Annotated in this window: 14 protein-coding genes; 3 read left to right on the top strand and 11 right to left on the bottom strand. The window is 49.9% G+C overall.

The window, feature by feature from the left end:
- Window positions 1-20: 20 nt before the first annotated feature.
- The gene (locus tag Q1B47_RS19550) at window positions 21-905 is read left to right on the top strand and encodes a universal stress protein (RefSeq protein WP_299797633.1); all 885 of its coding nucleotides are present in this window, start codon (window positions 21-23) and stop codon (window positions 903-905) included.
- Here Q1B47_RS19550 and Q1B47_RS19545 read toward each other — a convergent pair.
- The 10 genes from Q1B47_RS19545 to Q1B47_RS19500 form a co-directional block, all read right to left on the bottom strand.
- Window positions 859-3,447, bottom strand: a complete 2,589-nt coding sequence (locus Q1B47_RS19545; RefSeq protein WP_299797629.1) for an HAD-IC family P-type ATPase — start codon at window positions 3,445-3,447, stop codon at window positions 859-861. The two genes, Q1B47_RS19550 and Q1B47_RS19545, sit on opposite strands and share 47 nt — an antisense overlap.
- 155 nt (window positions 3,448-3,602) lie before the next feature.
- Window positions 3,603-4,304, bottom strand: coding sequence for a transporter substrate-binding domain-containing protein (locus Q1B47_RS19540; RefSeq protein WP_299797626.1), 702 nt, complete (start codon window positions 4,302-4,304; stop codon window positions 3,603-3,605).
- A gap of 286 nt (window positions 4,305-4,590) precedes the next feature.
- Window positions 4,591-5,007, bottom strand: a complete 417-nt coding sequence (locus Q1B47_RS19535) for a nitrate reductase cytochrome c-type subunit (RefSeq protein ID WP_299797623.1) — start codon at window positions 5,005-5,007, stop codon at window positions 4,591-4,593.
- Window positions 5,004-5,870, bottom strand: a complete 867-nt coding sequence (napH, locus tag Q1B47_RS19530) for a quinol dehydrogenase ferredoxin subunit NapH (protein ID WP_299797701.1) — start codon at window positions 5,868-5,870, stop codon at window positions 5,004-5,006. Before napH ends, Q1B47_RS19535 begins: the two co-directional genes overlap by 4 nt.
- Before the next feature lie 38 nt (window positions 5,871-5,908).
- Window positions 5,909-6,643 (bottom strand): ferredoxin-type protein NapG, encoded by a 735-nt coding sequence (gene napG / locus Q1B47_RS19525; RefSeq protein WP_299797620.1) that lies wholly within the window; start codon window positions 6,641-6,643, stop codon window positions 5,909-5,911.
- A 71-nt stretch (window positions 6,644-6,714) separates the two neighbouring features.
- Complete coding sequence (gene napA, locus Q1B47_RS19520) at window positions 6,715-9,195, bottom strand: nitrate reductase catalytic subunit NapA (RefSeq protein WP_299797617.1); 2,481 nt, start codon at window positions 9,193-9,195, stop codon at window positions 6,715-6,717.
- Between the two features lie 75 nt (window positions 9,196-9,270).
- Window positions 9,271-9,525: a chaperone NapD gene (locus Q1B47_RS19515; protein ID WP_299797614.1), complete on the bottom strand. Its 255-nt coding sequence runs from the start codon at window positions 9,523-9,525 to the stop codon at window positions 9,271-9,273.
- Window positions 9,526-9,928: 403 nt separating this feature from the next.
- Complete coding sequence (locus Q1B47_RS19510) at window positions 9,929-11,092, bottom strand: lipocalin-like domain-containing protein (protein ID WP_299797611.1); 1,164 nt, start codon at window positions 11,090-11,092, stop codon at window positions 9,929-9,931.
- Window positions 11,089-13,605: an ABC transporter permease gene (locus Q1B47_RS19505; RefSeq protein WP_299797608.1), complete on the bottom strand. Its 2,517-nt coding sequence runs from the start codon at window positions 13,603-13,605 to the stop codon at window positions 11,089-11,091. The genes Q1B47_RS19510 and Q1B47_RS19505 overlap by 4 nt, the downstream gene beginning before the upstream one ends.
- Window positions 13,598-14,266: an ABC transporter ATP-binding protein gene (locus Q1B47_RS19500; RefSeq protein WP_299797605.1), complete on the bottom strand. Its 669-nt coding sequence runs from the start codon at window positions 14,264-14,266 to the stop codon at window positions 13,598-13,600. Before Q1B47_RS19500 ends, Q1B47_RS19505 begins: the two co-directional genes overlap by 8 nt.
- Before the next feature lie 390 nt (window positions 14,267-14,656).
- Here Q1B47_RS19500 and Q1B47_RS19495 point away from each other — a divergent pair, with 390 nt between their 5' ends.
- Entirely contained in the window at window positions 14,657-15,067 is a 411-nt protein-coding gene (locus Q1B47_RS19495; RefSeq protein ID WP_299797601.1) for a hypothetical protein, read from the top strand.
- 112 nt (window positions 15,068-15,179) lie between these two features.
- Complete coding sequence (locus Q1B47_RS19490; RefSeq protein ID WP_299797598.1) at window positions 15,180-15,746, top strand: TlpA disulfide reductase family protein; 567 nt, start codon at window positions 15,180-15,182, stop codon at window positions 15,744-15,746.
- A gap of 36 nt (window positions 15,747-15,782) precedes the next feature.
- Here Q1B47_RS19490 and Q1B47_RS19485 read toward each other — a convergent pair whose 3' ends face one another.
- Window positions 15,783-17,027: a cation:proton antiporter gene (locus Q1B47_RS19485; RefSeq protein ID WP_299797595.1), complete on the bottom strand. Its 1,245-nt coding sequence runs from the start codon at window positions 17,025-17,027 to the stop codon at window positions 15,783-15,785.
- Window positions 17,028-17,130: the final 103 nt, after the last annotated feature.

Raw genomic sequence — 17,130 nt, 5'->3', positions numbered from 1 at the left:
AATAATGGCTGGAGATAGCAATGGATAAGGTGTTTATTATTTCGCAAAAAGAGGAAGCGCATACGGATGCAATTGCCGCGGGTATTGAGTTGGCCAGGGCTATGGATAAACAAGCCGAAGTATTTGCTTACAACTTCGAATACTTCAGTGGTGCGGAATACTATAGTCCACGCCTCGGCGCTGCTGCCCAGCAGAAAATTATGAAAGACCGCGCCGGCAAGATTGAGGAGGAGTTGAAGGAGCTCAAAGCAGAAGATGTGCCCGTACACACAGTATGGAGTAAAGATCTGCATGAACATGCCTGTCATCACTCTATTCGTCATGGTTTCGATCTTATGGTTAAAGCGATACACCATGCGGATCACTATCTTCCAGTCGATTGGAACTTGATTCGCCACGTAAAGATCCCACTCATGCTGCTGACGGATAATCCTCTGCATCGTGGGAATGCCGTACTGATGGCAGTAGATCTGGGCAGTGACAACCTCCTTAAGCAGCAGCTCAATCAGGCCGTTATCAGTCATGGCAGGGCACTCGCTAAAGCCAGTGGTAGTAAACTGCATCTGGCTTTCGTGATCAGGGTGCCCAGAGTGTTACGTGATATGGATCTGATAAATACCAGTACATTAGTTAAAGACGCATATCAGGAGCATCAGGATCAGATATCTAAGCTGAATATGGATCCTGACTGTGTTCATATTATCGCCGGCGATCCCGATATCTGTCTGTATGAACTCTCCTGTCGCCTGAAAGCGCGTTATCTGGTCTTGGGGGCCCGCCAGCGTCAGGGAGTATTAGGTTATGTCATCGGTAATATGGCCGAGTCTATACTCAGCAGGATCCGTAGCAATGTGCTGATTATTCCGGCGGACGATCAGTTGCTGGCTCCCTTAAATTCCGATTAGCCCTCATCTGCCACCGCTTCTTGTGAACCTCGTCGACGATGAAGAGTACAGAGGCGGTGGCCAGTAAAATCAACCAATGAGAGAAACTGATAGGGCTGAGTTGCAGCGTATCGCTCAGTCCTGGCATATACATGGCACCGATATGTATCCCTTGGGCGATGATAATACCGACCAGTAATATCGGATTGCTGAAGAGAGGGACGACCAGGAGCGACCTGTGTTCGGAGCGGCTGTTGAGTGCATGTACATTTTCAAATAGCACCATCAGCATTAAGGTCATGTTGCGAGCTGCGTCCTCACTCATTCCCGCCTCGAGTGACATTGCAAACAGGCCGAAGGCGACGGTTCCCATGACCAGAGCGCTGGTGCAGACTCTCTCCAGCATCAGTCGATCGAATATTGGCTCCTTGGGAGGACGAGGAGGTTGAGAATACTCATTTCCCTCACCTGGTTCGAACGCCAGAGCCACATCCTGAACCCCGTTAGTCACCAGGTTAAGCCAGAGGATCTGTAGTGGGAATAGCGGTATCGGTAAGGCAAACAGTACACTCAGAATAAACAGAAGTATCTCTGCTGCGCCGGTGCTGATCAACAAGAAGATGACTTTACGGATGTTGTTGTAGACTATTCGTCCTTCGATGACACCCTTGACGATTGAGCTGAAGTTATCATCTGTGAGTACCAGTGAGGCACTCTCTCTGGCTACGTCGGTCCCTCTCAGCCCCATCGAAATACCCACATGGGCATGTTTCAATGCCGGAGCATCATTGACGCCGTCTCCGGTCATGGCCACAAATTCCCCCTGTCTGATAAGTGACTGAGTTATCTCCATCTTCTGTTCAGGTTTGACTCTGGCGAACACTCTATGGCTTGCCACGAGTCTATCGAATTCATTTTCACTCAGAGACATTGCCTGAGTGAGCTCTCTGCCCGTCACAGCTTTTTCATGTTCGCCGACTATTTTTAATTGTTGTGAGAGTGCCAGCGCGGTGACGGGATGATCGCCGGTTATCATGGCGACCTTGATCTGTGCTGTTCGACAAGACTCTACGGCTTCTATAGCATCGTGTCTGAGCGGATCGCTCATTGCGACGAGACCAAGAAATTCTAGCCCGGTAAACTCGTCATTTTCAACGGTTCCGGCGCCGTGTGCCAATGCCAGTACCCGATAGCCATGTTTTGCCATCCAGTGTGTTTGATCCAAAATCTTGTGCTTCATCTTTTCGCTGAGCTCACACATTGGCATGATTTTCTCTACGGCGCCCTTCACGGAGATCAGCGGGCCTTGTTCGCTATCGTTGACGCTGGCACTGAACCCTTTTTCGGACTCGTAGGGGAAGAGGGATAACCTCGGATGGTTTTCAGCTTCAGCGGTAAGTTTGAGCTTATATCCCAGCACCAGAAAGGCCAGGTCGACACCATCTCCGTCGGCGTGAATCTTATCTGTGTTGTATACAAGGTGCGCCTCATTGGCAAGCACGCCGGCAAGGGCCAACCGCTTTAACTTCTCCTCCTCATCAATAACAACGGCCACCCCATGCCCGTGAAGATGCACCAAACCATTGGGGGCAAGTCCCTCTCCGCTCACGTGATACTTATGCTCGTTGGCCAGCCAGATCTGGCCTATGGTCATCTCATTGACTGTCAAGGTGCCGGTTTTATCTGAGGCGATGAAGGTACATGAGCCCAGTGACTCAACGGCAACCAGTTTACGTACGATCACGTTGGCTTTCGCCATCCTCTTCATTCCGATGGCCAGTGCTACGGTAATCGCCGCCGGTAGCCCTTCGGGAATTGCGGAAACGGCTAATGCGACCCCTAACAGAAATACATCTGACAGATCGGCCCCCCGTATGAGTGTGAGGCTGAAAATCAGTGCTATGATGATCATGATGGCGATGGCGATACGCAGGGTGAATTGATCGATTCTCTGCATTAGCGGAGGCTTAGTATCTGCGCCTTGATGAACTAATTTTGCTATCTGACCAATCTGAGTGTTGACTCCCGTAGCACTCACCTCTCCCTCTGCACGGCCGTGGGTCACCAGTGTGCCGGCAAAGGCTTGCTCTGAATTACTGACCGATATCGACTCGCCGGTGAGGGCCGATTCATCGACCAGAAATTGACTGGTTTGCTTAAGCGCTATGTCGGCTCCGATACGGTCTCCGCTGGCCAGCATGACCCAATCGCCCGGTACCAGTGTTCGGCTGTCGACGACGACAGGATGGCCATCACGAATCACTCTGCTCTGTTGGGGAACCATATCGGCAAGGGCATCGGCAGCCTGTTGAGCCGAGTACTCCTGAATGGTACCAATCAGCGCATTGAGTAGCAGCACCACCGAGATAAAAAAGGCGTTGATAAGCTGACCGAGTATCAGGCACACGACAACTGCTACCAGGAGAACATAGATAAATGCGCTACGAAATTGAATGAGAAAGAGTCGGACAAAGCTGTTTCTTGACGGTTTGGGCAAACTGTTTTCGCCATGCTGCGTCAATAGAGCCTTTGCCTGTTCACTGCTGAGTCCCTGAGTTGCCACATCCTCTCCCTCTGAACTGGGGTTATACCGATAGGTATTAGCCTTTATCTATTGATATATAGTCAATAATTATAGATAAAGACAATTGAATTGAATTGAATAATAATTGACCGCTATCAAAGGTTTAATATTATTCCCATATTGATATGGGTCATTCAGTAAGAATCCAGTATTTTCTGGTACAGACCATTTTCCCGAATTGATTTCATTCCCTGGTCAAAAAGATCTGCATAATACTGTCCCTGACTATGGCTTCGGGAGAAGGCTAAATAGATCGGTGTGGTTTCATTGATAAAGGCTAGTTGAATGTTTGTCTGTAGTTTGAGCCGGCTTAAGAGGATGTTAGCTGTTTTATCGTAGATGATAGTTAAATCTATTCTGCCCCGTGAGAGGCTTTTTAAGTTAGATGACTCGGAGTTTGTCACCGCCTCTCTTATGCGTTCTGTTTTTACCAGATTGAGATAGTGATCGCCATAACCGTAGTCCCTTACGACCCCAACCAGCTCGCCGTTATTCAGCTCGTCTCGACTCTTTGCTTGCTGTGGATGAGCGACATTGAAATAGTAGGCGGATACGGCATCGAAAAGCTTCTCTTTACCTAAGATATACTTCGCTTGACTCTTCTCATCTAATGGAACATTGAAGGCGGCGATCGATTTACCTTGTTCAATATAGATTAATGCTCTGGCATAGGGTACGACTCTGTATTCGACATCGACCTCGACAGCCTTGAAGGCAGCCTTGATAATTTCATTGGCAAGACCGGTACCGTCGGCTCTTGCGTAGGGGAGCCAGTCGTCTTCGGCTGCAATCTGGATAGTTTCAGCCGTAATGCCCGCCGTTAGTGAGATGGACAATAAGAGAGTTGCGGCTCGACAAAGCTGGCTAAGACTCATTAGTTATTCGATCAAGTTCATTATTACCTCACTTAATTTTAGGTGAAGAGAATGAATTTGATAATTTGTCTATCAGCCTGAAACTTAAGTTCAGTTTTCTATGTAAATTATGATGCTGTTACTGAGGGAGGTGGGTTTAAAGTTTAGCCTTGTGGGAGGCGAAAATAAAAAACCACCTCGGTTGAGGTGGTTTTATTTTTATCGCATTTGTCTTGCAACTCGCAACTCGAAATTCAAGGCTCGATGCCTATTTATTCGAGAAGTTGTTCTCGACCAGCTGCTGCTTGTTATCGGCCTGTGGCACGTGACACTGAGAGCAGTTGTAGTAGATGTTATTCAGCTTACCGCTAGCCAACACGTGCGATTTATCGATTGGTGTGGCTTTCATCTTAGCCGGGAAGTGGCAGCTTAAACACTTGTTCTTCTCGGTTGTGATCGCGTATTCAGCCTTATGTGGGATCAGAGGAGGCTGGTGGACAAAGCCACGCTCGATCGATGCACCACGCTTTGGATAGGTAGGCATAGCATCGGCTACACGAACATCGGTGATCTCAGACTTGCCAAGTGAGCTGACATTTACCGACTCTGTTTGAGTGTTTGCTTGCTGGCCAGAGCAGGCACTAAGCGCCATGACGAGCGCGGCTATAGTGAGTACTTTCTTCATTGTTTATTCTCCGCCTTTAGGGCAATTCGATTTTGATACTGGAAAACGCGTTGGGCGCAGACATCGATACAGCGGCCACATTGTGTGCAATCACTATCGGTTATCATCATCTGTTTCCCCTTAAGTGCAGGTTTCAGCACCTGTCTCTCGGGGCAAACATCAAAACAATCCATACAGTCATTACAGGCCTTGGCATTTACGGCCGATACTTTTACCGGGCTAAGCTTGCCAAATAGGGCAAACAGGGCACCGGTAGGGCACAGGCGCCCACACCAACCACGCTCGCTGATAAACAGGTCGAGCAGGAAGATGGCCAACAAGATCCACAGTCCGCTACCGGCACCGAATAAAACGGCACGGTAGAGTATCGGGACCGGGTTGACCCACTCCCAAACGGTGATGCCTGTCAGCAGAGGTAACACAATAACCAGACCCAGCAGGTAGTAACGCAAATTTCTTGGCATCTCGTTTAAACGAGGCAAATTCAGTTTACGTCTTAACCAACTCGCACAGTCGGTGACCAGATTGACTGGGCATACCCAGCTACAGAACACCCGGCCACCCGCAATCACATAAAACAGTGTGATAAACAGGGCTCCGAGGATCAGGGTTAGCTCGGGCATGTGGCCCGTCATCAGGACTTGCAGTGTTACAAGTGGATCTGACAGTGGCACTGTACCGAGCAACTCGCTGGACGAGAGGTTGCCTTTCAGAACCCATAAGCCAAACCAGGGGCCAATGGCAAACAAGGTTAATACACTTAGCTGGCTGGCACGTCTGAGGAAGAGGAATTTGTGAGCGCGCCACCATCCCAGTTCATCGATTGCCGCCTGAGCAAACCCCGCTTTAGGGGAGTCACTCATTGCGCCTGGTATAGCCTTTTTATTCACTGTGCTCTTGGTCATAGTGACAGGCCCTTGTTTAACATCTCGAGAGTGGTCTCTTCTGTGTTGATATAAGTATCGTGTTCAGCCGTTTTTCCTAGGGCGATATCTGCCGGCAACACCCTAATCGCAGATTCTTCGAGTACACATACATGTTCACACTTACCACAGCCGGTACAGGTATCACTGTTGACCGTAGGAAGGAACATGGCGTGATGGTCGCTGCGTTGATTATGTTGCCGCTTCAGGGTGATGGCATCATCGATTAACGGACAAACCCGGTAACAGACGTCGCATCTAAGCCCTTTGAAGTTAAGGCAGTTTTTCTCATCGATTAATACGGCAATCCCCATCTTGGCCTCTTCAATCTTCTCGAGACCATGGTCGAGTGAGCCCGATGGGCACACCTTCACACAGGGAATATCTTCGCACATCTCACAAGGGATGCTACGAGCCGTAAAATAGGGAGTGCCCGTTGCTGCGCCGTCGAACCAGCGCGCCAGTTTTAACGTGTCGTAGGGGCAAGCCTCGACACACAAACCACAACGAACACAAGCCGAGAGAAAATCATCCTCGCCTAAGGCGCCAGGAGGTCGGATCGCTAAAGGATCCAGCTGTCGCGACTGAGTCGCCGTTGCTGTGATCCCCAGCCCCACTAACCCCATCACACAACCCGCCTTAGCCGTTGAGGCTAAGAACCGGCGACGATTGACGTCCCGTGGATTTGATTTAGTGGATTTTACCTTGCTCATGACCTTTTATAACCTTCTTATCAATGTCTTAGCTCAAGCAATTTTGCTTAAGAATCTTTCAGTTAAAAGAGTTAAGCCTTCATTACTTTGACTGGGCACTTCTTGAAATCTGTCTCTTTCGAGAGAGGATCGGTGGCGTCCAGTAACAACTTGTTGACCAGTTGGCGAGCGTCGAAGAATGGCATAAATGCCACGCCTCTTGGCGGCTTGTTCCGGCCTTTGGTTTCAACACGGGTCTTCACTTCACCACGAGGTGAGGCGACAACGACTTCGTCTCCACGCTTGAGGCCACGGGCCTTAGCATCTTCAGGGTGAAGGAAGATCTGTGCATCAGGGTAGGCGCGATAGAGCTCTGGTACACGAGCTGTCATAGAACCTGTATGCCAGTGCTCCAGCACACGGCCGGTAGACATCCAAAGATCATACTCTTCGTTTGGCTCTTCGGCAGCAGGCTCAAATGGCAGTGCGAAGATGACGGCCTTACCATCTGGCTTACCGTAGAAGTTAAACTCTTCGCCCGCTTTCAGGTAGGGATCACCCTTGGAGAAGCGACGTAGGGTCTCCTTACCATCGACTACCGGCCAGCGAAGACCACGAGTCTCATGGTAAGTATCGAAGTCGGCCAGATCGTGCTTATGACCGCGAGTAAACTGAGCGTATTCCTCATAGAGGCCTTTTTGAAGGTAGAAGCCGAAGTGCTCTGACTCTTCATTCATGGCGCCCTTACAATCAGATGTCGGGAACTTGTTCACCTCACCGTTGGCATAGAGTACGTCATAAAGCGTCTTATCTGCGTACTCAGGTTTCTTAGCGATAAGTTCTGCTGGCCATACTTCTGATACCTTGAAGCGCTTAGAGAACTCAACCAACTGCCATAGGTCAGACTTAGCGCCTTCAGGTGCTTTCACCTGTTGATGCCACATCTGAGTACGACGTTCGGCGTTACCGTAGGCCCCCTCCTTCTCAACCCACATAGCGGTTGGAAGAATCAGATCGGCAGCCATCGCAGTGACTGTTGGGTATGGATCCGATACCACGATAAAGTTTTCAGGATTACGGAATCCAGGGTAGATCTCATCGTTGACGTTAGGTCCGGCCTGCATGTTGTTGGTACACATGGTCCAGTAACAGTTCAGTTTGCCATCTTTCAGCATACGGCTTTGCAGGACGGCGTGATATCCGGGCTTAGGTGGAATCGTTCCTTCCGGCAGCTGCCATAGTTTCTCTGAGCGTGCTCTGTGCTTAGGATTCTTCACTACCATATCTGAAGGCAGGCGGTGAGCGAACGTACCTACTTCACGCGCAGTACCACAAGCCGATGGTTGACCCGTAAGCGAGAATGGGCTGTTGCCCGGAGTAGAGATCTTACCCGTCAACAGGTGGATGTTATAGAGCATGTTATTTGCCCAAACACCACGCACGTGCTGGTTAATTCCCATGGTCCACAGGCTCATCACCTTGATTTTCGGATCGGCATAAGCCTTCGCCATCAGTTCAAGTTTCTCTGGCTCAACACCACTCATCCTGGCTGCATATTCAAGGGTATAGGTGCTGACAAACTTAGCGTATTCATCGAAGCTGATAGGCGTCGACTTACCATTACCCGGGTTCTTCGCCTTCTTCTCTAATGGGTGATCAGGGCGCAGGCCATAACCGATATCTGTGGTACCTAGTACAAACTTAGTGTGTTTGTTGACGAACTCTTTGTTAACAGCATCGTTTTGAATGATGTAGTTAGCTATGTAGTTAAGAATGACCAGATCTGACTGCGGGCGGAACACCATAGGGTTATCGGCCAGATCGAAGCTGCGGTTTTCGAAGGTCGAGAGCACATGAACTCGACCATCCGGATTGCTCAGGCGACGATCGGAGAGGCGTGCCCATAGGATTGGGTGCATCTCAGCCATATTCGCGCCCCACAAAACAAAGTGGTCGGCAACTTCCAGGTCATCGTAACAACCCATAGGCTCATCGATACCGAAGGTACGCATGAAACCACCTACGGCAGATGCCATACAGTGGCGAGCATTAGGGTCGATGTTGTTAGTAAGGAAGCCTGCCTTGTGAAGCTTAGACGCAGCGTAGCCTTCCCAAACTGTCCACTGACCGGAACCAAACATACCAACGGCTGTCGGGCCTTTAGTCTTTAGTGTGTGCTTCCATTTCTCGGCCATGGTATCGAACGCGGTATCCCAGCTGACAGGGGTGAACTCACCTTCTTTATCATACTTACCATCTTTCATACGCAGAAGCGGTGTCGTAAGACGATCCTTTCCATACATGATTTTTGACAGGAAGTAGCCTTTAATACAGTTCAGGCCTTTATTGACTGGGCTTTCCGGGTCACCTTTAGTGGCAACGATTTTGCCATTATTGGTACCAACCAGAACGCTACACCCTACGCCACAGAAACGGCAAGGTGCTTTATCCCACTTGATGTTGTCTTTCTGCTCAGCGGCTTCGACTATCTTCACTGGCAGAGTGACACCAACTGTGGTTGCAGCGGCAACTGCAGCGTTGGCTTTCAGAAACTCGCGACGGCTAATGCTCATGGTGTTCCTCACTCTTTTTTATTTTGTTGCTAATTATTGATAAATCAATCTTGTTTTAGGTACTAGATACTTGTTTTAACTTTCTTGCGTTGGTTCGACTTGATGGTAAATCAGACTGCTGTTTAACACCCCTTCGAGGGCATTTATGGCTTCGACGTTATCCAGTATAGAAGCTTGTGTTACACCTTCGAGAGTGATGACAAACTTTCCCTCATCGGTAACGGCGTGGATATCGGCACCATTAAGCGCGCGAATCTTAGTTTCAATCTGAGAAATCGCCTTCGGTGCGGCATGCACGACTAAGCTGGTTACATGGTATTCCTGACTCATCTCTTGCTTCACCCTTAATCGAAGAAGTGGCAGGTAGCGCTATGGGGGGGGACAGCTTTAGGAGAGCTACCTGCCAAAGTTAATATCGAGTCTAGACCTCATAAAAAATGTGGGTATACCCAACAAGAGGTATTAGGGGTATTAGTAGATCGAGATCATATTTTTATATGTGATCAATGTCTCAGATTTAGGAATAGATATCTGTTTCAGAAAGCCCTTATTTAGACAGGGGGATATTACTTGAAACAAGGATTAACTCTTTGGTACTGAAGCGTTAATTGTATTGATAATTATTCTCGATTGAGGTTTTGACCTGCTACCACTACTGTGGTATGCCTTTGCTGAGATGTAGAGGGGAGTTTCCGATTTTCTCCTCAATAAGGTTCTATTTTATTCCGTGTGATTAATAGCCGGTGAGCTCCATGTAGCCCTCGCCATTGTGGCTCCCCTGAATGTTAATGGGCCCCTCCCAGTAGCTGACGCTTAGCAGCATATTTGCACCTGGGTTTAGGGAGTGGGTCGTGATATCAATCTTCTCGGGGGGGATCCTTATCTTCCAGCTAACGGGGTAACGAACACCACCTATCTGGTGCCAGTCGATGACGGCCATCTCTACCATTGTCGGGTCAATATTATGACCACTGCCATCGTCGAACATGCGTCTGGCACTGTAAAAATTCTCTACTCCTCTGAGTTGGAATAACATCAATGCCGAGCCATCATCCAACCTGAGGGAGAACCAATCCCAACCTTGCTGAGAAGAGGTCAGAAACTGTGAACTCCACTCCCTGTCCAGCCATGCCTCGCCGCTTACCTTTTGCCTCTGGATCACTCCCTCCCCGTTTTCTCCCCCGGTCGTAACCCAGCCTTCAACCTCAATAAAGGGCTGGCTGTAGTAGTAAGACGCCACCGAACCATCGGGGCTCTTGATGCTGAACCCTTCTTCGCCCTGAAGCTGATAAGGAGCGTGAGTGGAAAGCCTGAGTTGATAGGAAAACTGATCGTCACTCACAGTGAGAGTTGCCGGGAAGAGCTCCTCATCCTGAGACTGCCACAGCCAGTTGTCGAGCTTAACGGTAAAGGGGGAGCTTTCCACCCCAGCTAGTTGAGGATGGGCTCTGGACCAGCGCTCCGTGGCGAGATGACTTGTTTCGGTGGTAACCGCGCTGTGAGCCATATAGAGCTGATCTGTGGCCCAGCCTCTGGTTGTATCTCTATGGTTTGAACTTGAACCGGGAGGAGCCAGTGCTACGCGAAATTGAGTCCACTGCAGTCCCAAAGGCTTTCCCTGTTCACTCTTCAGGTTGGCTGTCAGGTACCACCACTCCTGGCGAAATCCTTCGTGGGATTGATGATCGGCGGGGAAGGTGATGCGCCTTCCCGGTAATACAGGAGTATAACCTTCACTCCTGCCACCCAGCAGACCTCCCATAGATCTGGTATCGACCCCTTTGCTATCCGCTGAGTTAGGATCTGAACATGCCGTCAGCAAAAAAGCGGAGCCGAAGATAGCTAATCTTAAGCCAGCGGAGGTTATTGATGGTGGGTGAGCTGGTAGATATCTCATAAGAGGTCGCTCTGTAGGCTGGAGATAAGAGGTTTTCGGATCAGTTTAAACAGGGGCAGAGCGATGGCTATGGTGGTTGCCAACAGCGCAAGCAGTACTACCCTGCCATAGGCATGCCAATCCCACACCATATCTATGCTCCAACCAAATGCCTGCAGGGTGACCTTGTGGATAAGCAGGTAACCGAGTATCACTCCGGTTGGTAGGGCGACAAGGCAAGTTAATAACACTATGAGCCACATCTGGCTGAAAACCATGATAGCCAGCTGCCGTCTGGATACTCCCAAACTGTAGAGTCGTGCCATAGGTGCCATGCGTGCCTGGGTAAGCAGGAAGCAGGCACTGAACAGGCCAACGGCGGCGACAAGCAGGGTGAGGCTATTGAGTACCTGAGTGATGGAGAAGGTGCGTTTAAACATGGCTATCGCCTGTTGTTTTATTCTCGCCTGACTGTAGAGCTGGCTGTCACTGAGGGAGAATCTCTGCTGTAATTCGAGTCTCAGCGTCTCGATATCTTCACCTGTGGCTAATCCAAGGCTGGTCGGTACCTCGCTAAATCCTGACTCTTGCCATACCCGGGGAGCCAGGATGACCTCACCATAGGGGTTACCGTAATCGAAATAGATCCCGCCCAGGGTAAAATTTGCATCACCGAGTGCCTCAATAGTAACGTTGTCGCCTAACTCCAGCCTAAGCTTGAGTGCCAGAGGTTCGCTCATCAGCAGATATTTGCCCGCGAAGAACTTCGGCCAAAGCTGATCGGCCGAACTCTTCAGCACTGTGGTGCGTTTTATCGATACCGGATCCCGTGTCAGCAGGTAGGCGGGGTGGTTTGAAACCTCACTAATCAGATTCCACTGTTTATAGACGGTGTCGATTTTAGGGTTAGCCTCCAGTTCGGTAATCACCGCTTGCATCTCTGCATCGCCGGGTCGCAGGTAGAGTTCGGCATGGAGCCTCGCATCCAGCCAGTTCTTCAGGGTGAGCTCGAAACTGCCGACTAAGGTATTCATCGATATATTGGCCGTCAGAGCCAGCAACATAGCCATCATGGCCAGAGAAAGTGGCGGCAGTAACTCCTTCGTTTCGGCAATCTGGTAGCCGACAAGCCCCTTGGGGGCGAGCAGGTTAAGCCAGCTAATCAGCTGTGAGAGGCACCATGGCAGTGCCAGCGGGATGGCTATCACGACCAAGCCGAGTAGAGACATGGTGATGCGATAATCACGACTAACCGGCATCAGGCTCGCCGCAAGGAGAGCCAGAAAGAGTGCGACTATGATCTGAGTCTTCTGCGTCTTTACGGCGCTGCTTGTCCGGCTGTATGTGTTGCTGTTACGTCCTAAGGGTTGCCTGATAAGCTCGAAAAGTAGTGAAGCACAGGCGAGCAGGGCGGCGATAAAGGTCAGTGCCATAGCTTGTAGCAGCCAGCTCCACTGCCACCTGCCCGGTAGGATATTGGCACCATAGAGCTGCTCCAGAGTGACTGATACCATGGGCTGTAACCAGTGGCTGAGCTGCAAGCCTGAAACGAACCCCAGTATTGACCCAATTATGACCAGTATCAGTAGTTCAAAACATAGGGCGAGCATCAGAGGAGTTTTGGCTATGCCCTGTTGCTGCATCTGAGTGAGCAACCTCTGCCTCTTTAACAGGCTGTAGCGCACGCCGTTATAAGCGATAAACAGGCCTACTACAAAGGCCAGCAGGCTCATGGCACTGAGATTAAGATGAAAGCTGTCGGTCAGGGCCGTCATGCTTTCTCCTCTGTCTCGCTCGTTCAGCCTCCCTCTGCCATCAACCAGTGCTTCTATCCGGGATCTGTTTTTGTTGATGTCGCCAAAGAGTGCGATGTAGCTCAGCTTTCCCTGGCGCCCCAGCAGCGACTGAGCCAGAGAGATATCCATCAGCAGACGGTTGCCCAGATTCATTGAGTCGTCGACACTAATGATCTCAAGCTTCACGCCGTTGAGGCTAAAACTCGCTTCAGTGGAAAACCGCTTAGCCTGACTTTGACTCATCAGCACTATGGGGGCCCCCCCTATCAGGGCCGCAAGCGGGAGTTCATTTTTCAGCAGTGAAGGCCTAAGGTCGGCTTGTGTGTTATTTGATAAAGCATCATTGGTGTCAACATGATTCGATAGCGCGGTGAGCGCCGCAATAAGATCGCTGCCCTGTACCTGCCAGCGGCGATTATCTTGATCGGTTAATACTCCCTGAACTACGGCAAGCGCATTACTGATCCCCCGGGCCCTCAGGTCAAAGTAGAGAGATTCATCGAGTCGTTGATTGCCTGCGGTTGGAACAATGGAGTAACCGGCCTGTTGACTCAGTAGCTCGGTGACATCGCCATAACTGGCTATCGCGCTTTCATTGGTGGCGCGGACACCGATGAGAAGCGTAACCGCGAGAATTATGCCGGTTAGTATTGAGCCTGCCTGCAGCGGAGATTGGCGATAGTGTGCCGCAAAGGTTGATAAACATAGCCAACAACTCAATAGTTGTTGCCTACTCATGGATACGCCCCTGTTCCAGATGCCAGCGCCTTCCCATGAAACCAGCACACTCGGCAGAGTGGGTGACCATCAGCACCGTGGTTTCATGCTCGGCCGCTAAGGTTTTCAGTAGTGACATCACCTCCAGGCTGGCACTTTGATCAAGGTTCCCGGTAGGTTCATCGGCAAGCAGTAGTGCAGGCTGGTGGGCCAGGGCTCTGGCGATGGCAACCCTCTGCTGTTGTCCGCCGGAGAGTGCATCGACGTGTCGATCCATCAGGGGACAGAGTCCCAGGCTGTCGATGAGTTTATCGCACCAAGCACTCCAGGGTTTACGGTTCAGCCTCAAGGGGAAGGCGATGTTGTCTCTGACGTTAAGCGGCGTCAGCAGATTGAACTGCTGGAAGACGACCCCCAGCTGTTGGTGGCGAAAAAGGCTCCAGTGCCTGTCTTGCCAATCAGACGTGTTGTCGTCGAGCAGGAAGAGCTCTCCTGTATCGGGATGCTCAAACCCGGCTATAAGGTTGAGCAGAGTGCTCTTGCCACTGCCACTGGCACCTGTAAGGGCCACGGTCTCTCCTCTGTTGAGTGTCAGGTGCAGATTATCGAGCACCCGATGGCGTTGCCCTCCATCGATAAAGGCTTTAGTGATCCCTTTAAGTTGAACAATCTGCTCGGTCATACCGCTTTCCTTGTGCTTTGGCTGGTTTAGCATAACTCAGTTTCTACTGATTGTTTGTATATGGAACGATTTATTTAGAGCTTGAAACGGCAGTGATGAAACTGGAGGTGATGTTTTGCGGTTATCGAGCATTATTAATCGCTTGTCTGAGTATATGTAAGAGCCTTATATGACCCGGCAGCGGAGCTATCTTGTTGACTGCTTCGCTATCAAATACAAACAATATCCTTAATTAATAAAATACTAATAATTTAACCTCTAATGTAAATGTGTTGGGAGAATTACCTCAATCCTAAATGTGGTTGATTATCATTTACTCTGCTACGTTTAAGTATGGGGCCTGTTTAAGTTGCTTGATTATTCGGGCTCCTTAAATCAGAGGTAAATATTATGTTCACTATTACTAAAGGTCTTATGACAGCTCTGTTGGCCATAGCTTTATCGTCGGCCTCAGCGGTTGTTTCGGCTAAAATGGAAACAGTTTCAGGGAAGATAAACGGTCACACCTGTGCTCATTCAGGACATACCTGTCCGCTGAGCAAACTGGATCCCCACCTTCAACTGGAATCAGCATTTGTACTACAGCAACAAGATGGAAGTTATTACTTCCTGTCTAATGTTCCACGTATTACTGCTGCCCGCTACGCCCTGGAGCTGGCGACGGTGAGAGGTAAAGTCAATGAGAAGCTAAGAGTCATTATGGTCGATGAGCTAATGATAAACGGTAAGGTTATCTGGTCACCGGCTATGGTCGATGAAGCTATCAACGAGTGGGAGTCTATGCATAACGCTGATGGTTGATAATCAGGTAGGGTTCAGTTCTCACCTTTAACCTTAGCCCTGGCTATTGTGACTGGCTAAGGTGATTATTAAGAGGTTTATGAAGTTGGCTATGGCCGGATAGGGTGTGTTGATGAGACAACATATTAAAAAGTTTATTAAGAACAGACCATTTATCGCTTCGGCGGCGCTTATGGTGATGTCTATGGCTCCGGCTGGTCATGCGATGGCATCGGCGAAAAAGGTTAAACTCTATGAGCCTAAGTCACGGCAGATGGCACCTAAGCTGCACCTCAACGACCTTCAAGGAGAGGCCTACAGCCTGAGCAGGGATAAGGGCGAGGTACGGATTGTTAATTTCTGGTCCAGTTGGTGTGGGCCATGTATTAAGGAGATGCCATCTCTATCAGGGCTTCATAACGAGTTAAAAGGTCAGGGGTTAAACGTGGTGGCGGTAGCCGTTGGAGAGTCCCTGCATGATGTAAAAGCCTTCCAGCAGAGCTCGGGGTTCAACCTGCCTATGTTGGCCGATGAAGATAAGACAGCCAGTGATGACTGGGGAGTATTTGCCGTACCCATCAGTTATATCATAGATCGCAGGGGGTATATCGCCGCCAGAGTCGTAGGAGAGTATGACTGGGAAAGCGATGAGATGAAGCAACTGCTGAACAAGGTCAATCAGGAGTCCAGCACCCTGTAGGCTTTTACTCTCTATGAGAGGTTAAGCTCAGCTCATTTATGGCTCGCTCCTCTCCTGATAGCGGATCAGAAATGCCAATATCAGCGGAGTCACTATGCTGGTTACAATTGCCATGATGACGATGGCGGAAAACAGTCCGGTGATGATCAAAGGTGTTGGTTCCGGGTGGTTGAACAGCCCGGCTCGCAAGGCAACCCCGGCCAAGACGATCTCGACCGCCCCACGGCCACTCATGGCCACGCCTATGCGCAGCGATTCCTGAGTATCGTGACCGGTAACACGCGCACACAGACCGGCTCCTATCAGCTTACTTAACAGGGCGACAACGATAAGCAGAATAACAAATCCGGGTATCGATGCGAGGGCACTCAGGTCCAGGTGAAACCCTATCGACACGAAAAAAATGGGTGCGAGAAACCCGGAGGTGATACCCGAAGTTTGCTCATCTACGCGATCATAGATATCTCGTTCTACCACTTCGGGGTGGAAAAACATCCCTGCGACAAAGGCACCGATAATAAAGTGCAGATCCAGCATCTCAGCGAGTACCGCGTATCCCAGGGCGGCGATCAACAGCATACTGAAATCGATGTCGGGGAGCTCCGTCTCCTTGAGATGGCGGCCTACAATCGGAAACAGGTAGTATCCGACAGGTATGGTGATCGTAAAGAAGAGGATCACTTTGCCCAGCAGTGGCAGCCAAAGAGCAGGGGTAAAATCTAAAGCACCGCCATTTTTTATGGTGGCGAGCAGGAAGGCGAGAATAAACAGGCTCAACAGATCGTCCCACAGCGCTGCCGCGACAATGGTTTTACCCTCTGCCGTATCCAACTTATTAAACTCCATCAGCATACGGATGGTCACCGGCACTGCTGTGATGGCCAGGGCTGTGCCCAGGAACCAACTCTGAACCATCTTAAAGGGAGATTCAGGGAAGAACATCAGTCCTAATAGGGTACCGCAAATGATGGGCACCAGCATGCCGCCCACAGCTACTGCCGGCGCCGAACTGGATGTCTTTTTAAAGTCCAGCGGGCTCATGCGTACACCGGCTAGCAGCATAAGGAAGAACATGCCGAGATCGGCAAGGGCCTCAAATGCTTCTCCCTGGGTTACCTCCCATAGCAGCGGAAACAGGTGTTGAAAGTGATAAAGAAAATAACCGAGCGCTATTCCCGACACCAACTCACCAACGATTGGCGGTAGTTTCAGGCGTTTGGCGATAACGGCAAATATTCGAGTCGTTACCAACAATACAAGGACTAAATATAGGAAGCGCATCAGCAGAACCGATTCTCAGGTTGACTAATATGAGAATAGTTGCGGGTCTTGATAAAGTCTAATAATTGAAGCTAGTGACTTGATGATTAAGAATATTAACTAT

Source organism: uncultured Shewanella sp. (assembly GCF_947501225.1).
Classification (GTDB): Bacteria; Pseudomonadota; Gammaproteobacteria; order Enterobacterales; family Shewanellaceae; genus Shewanella.
This window is presented reverse-complemented; position numbering and strand designations above follow the sequence as displayed.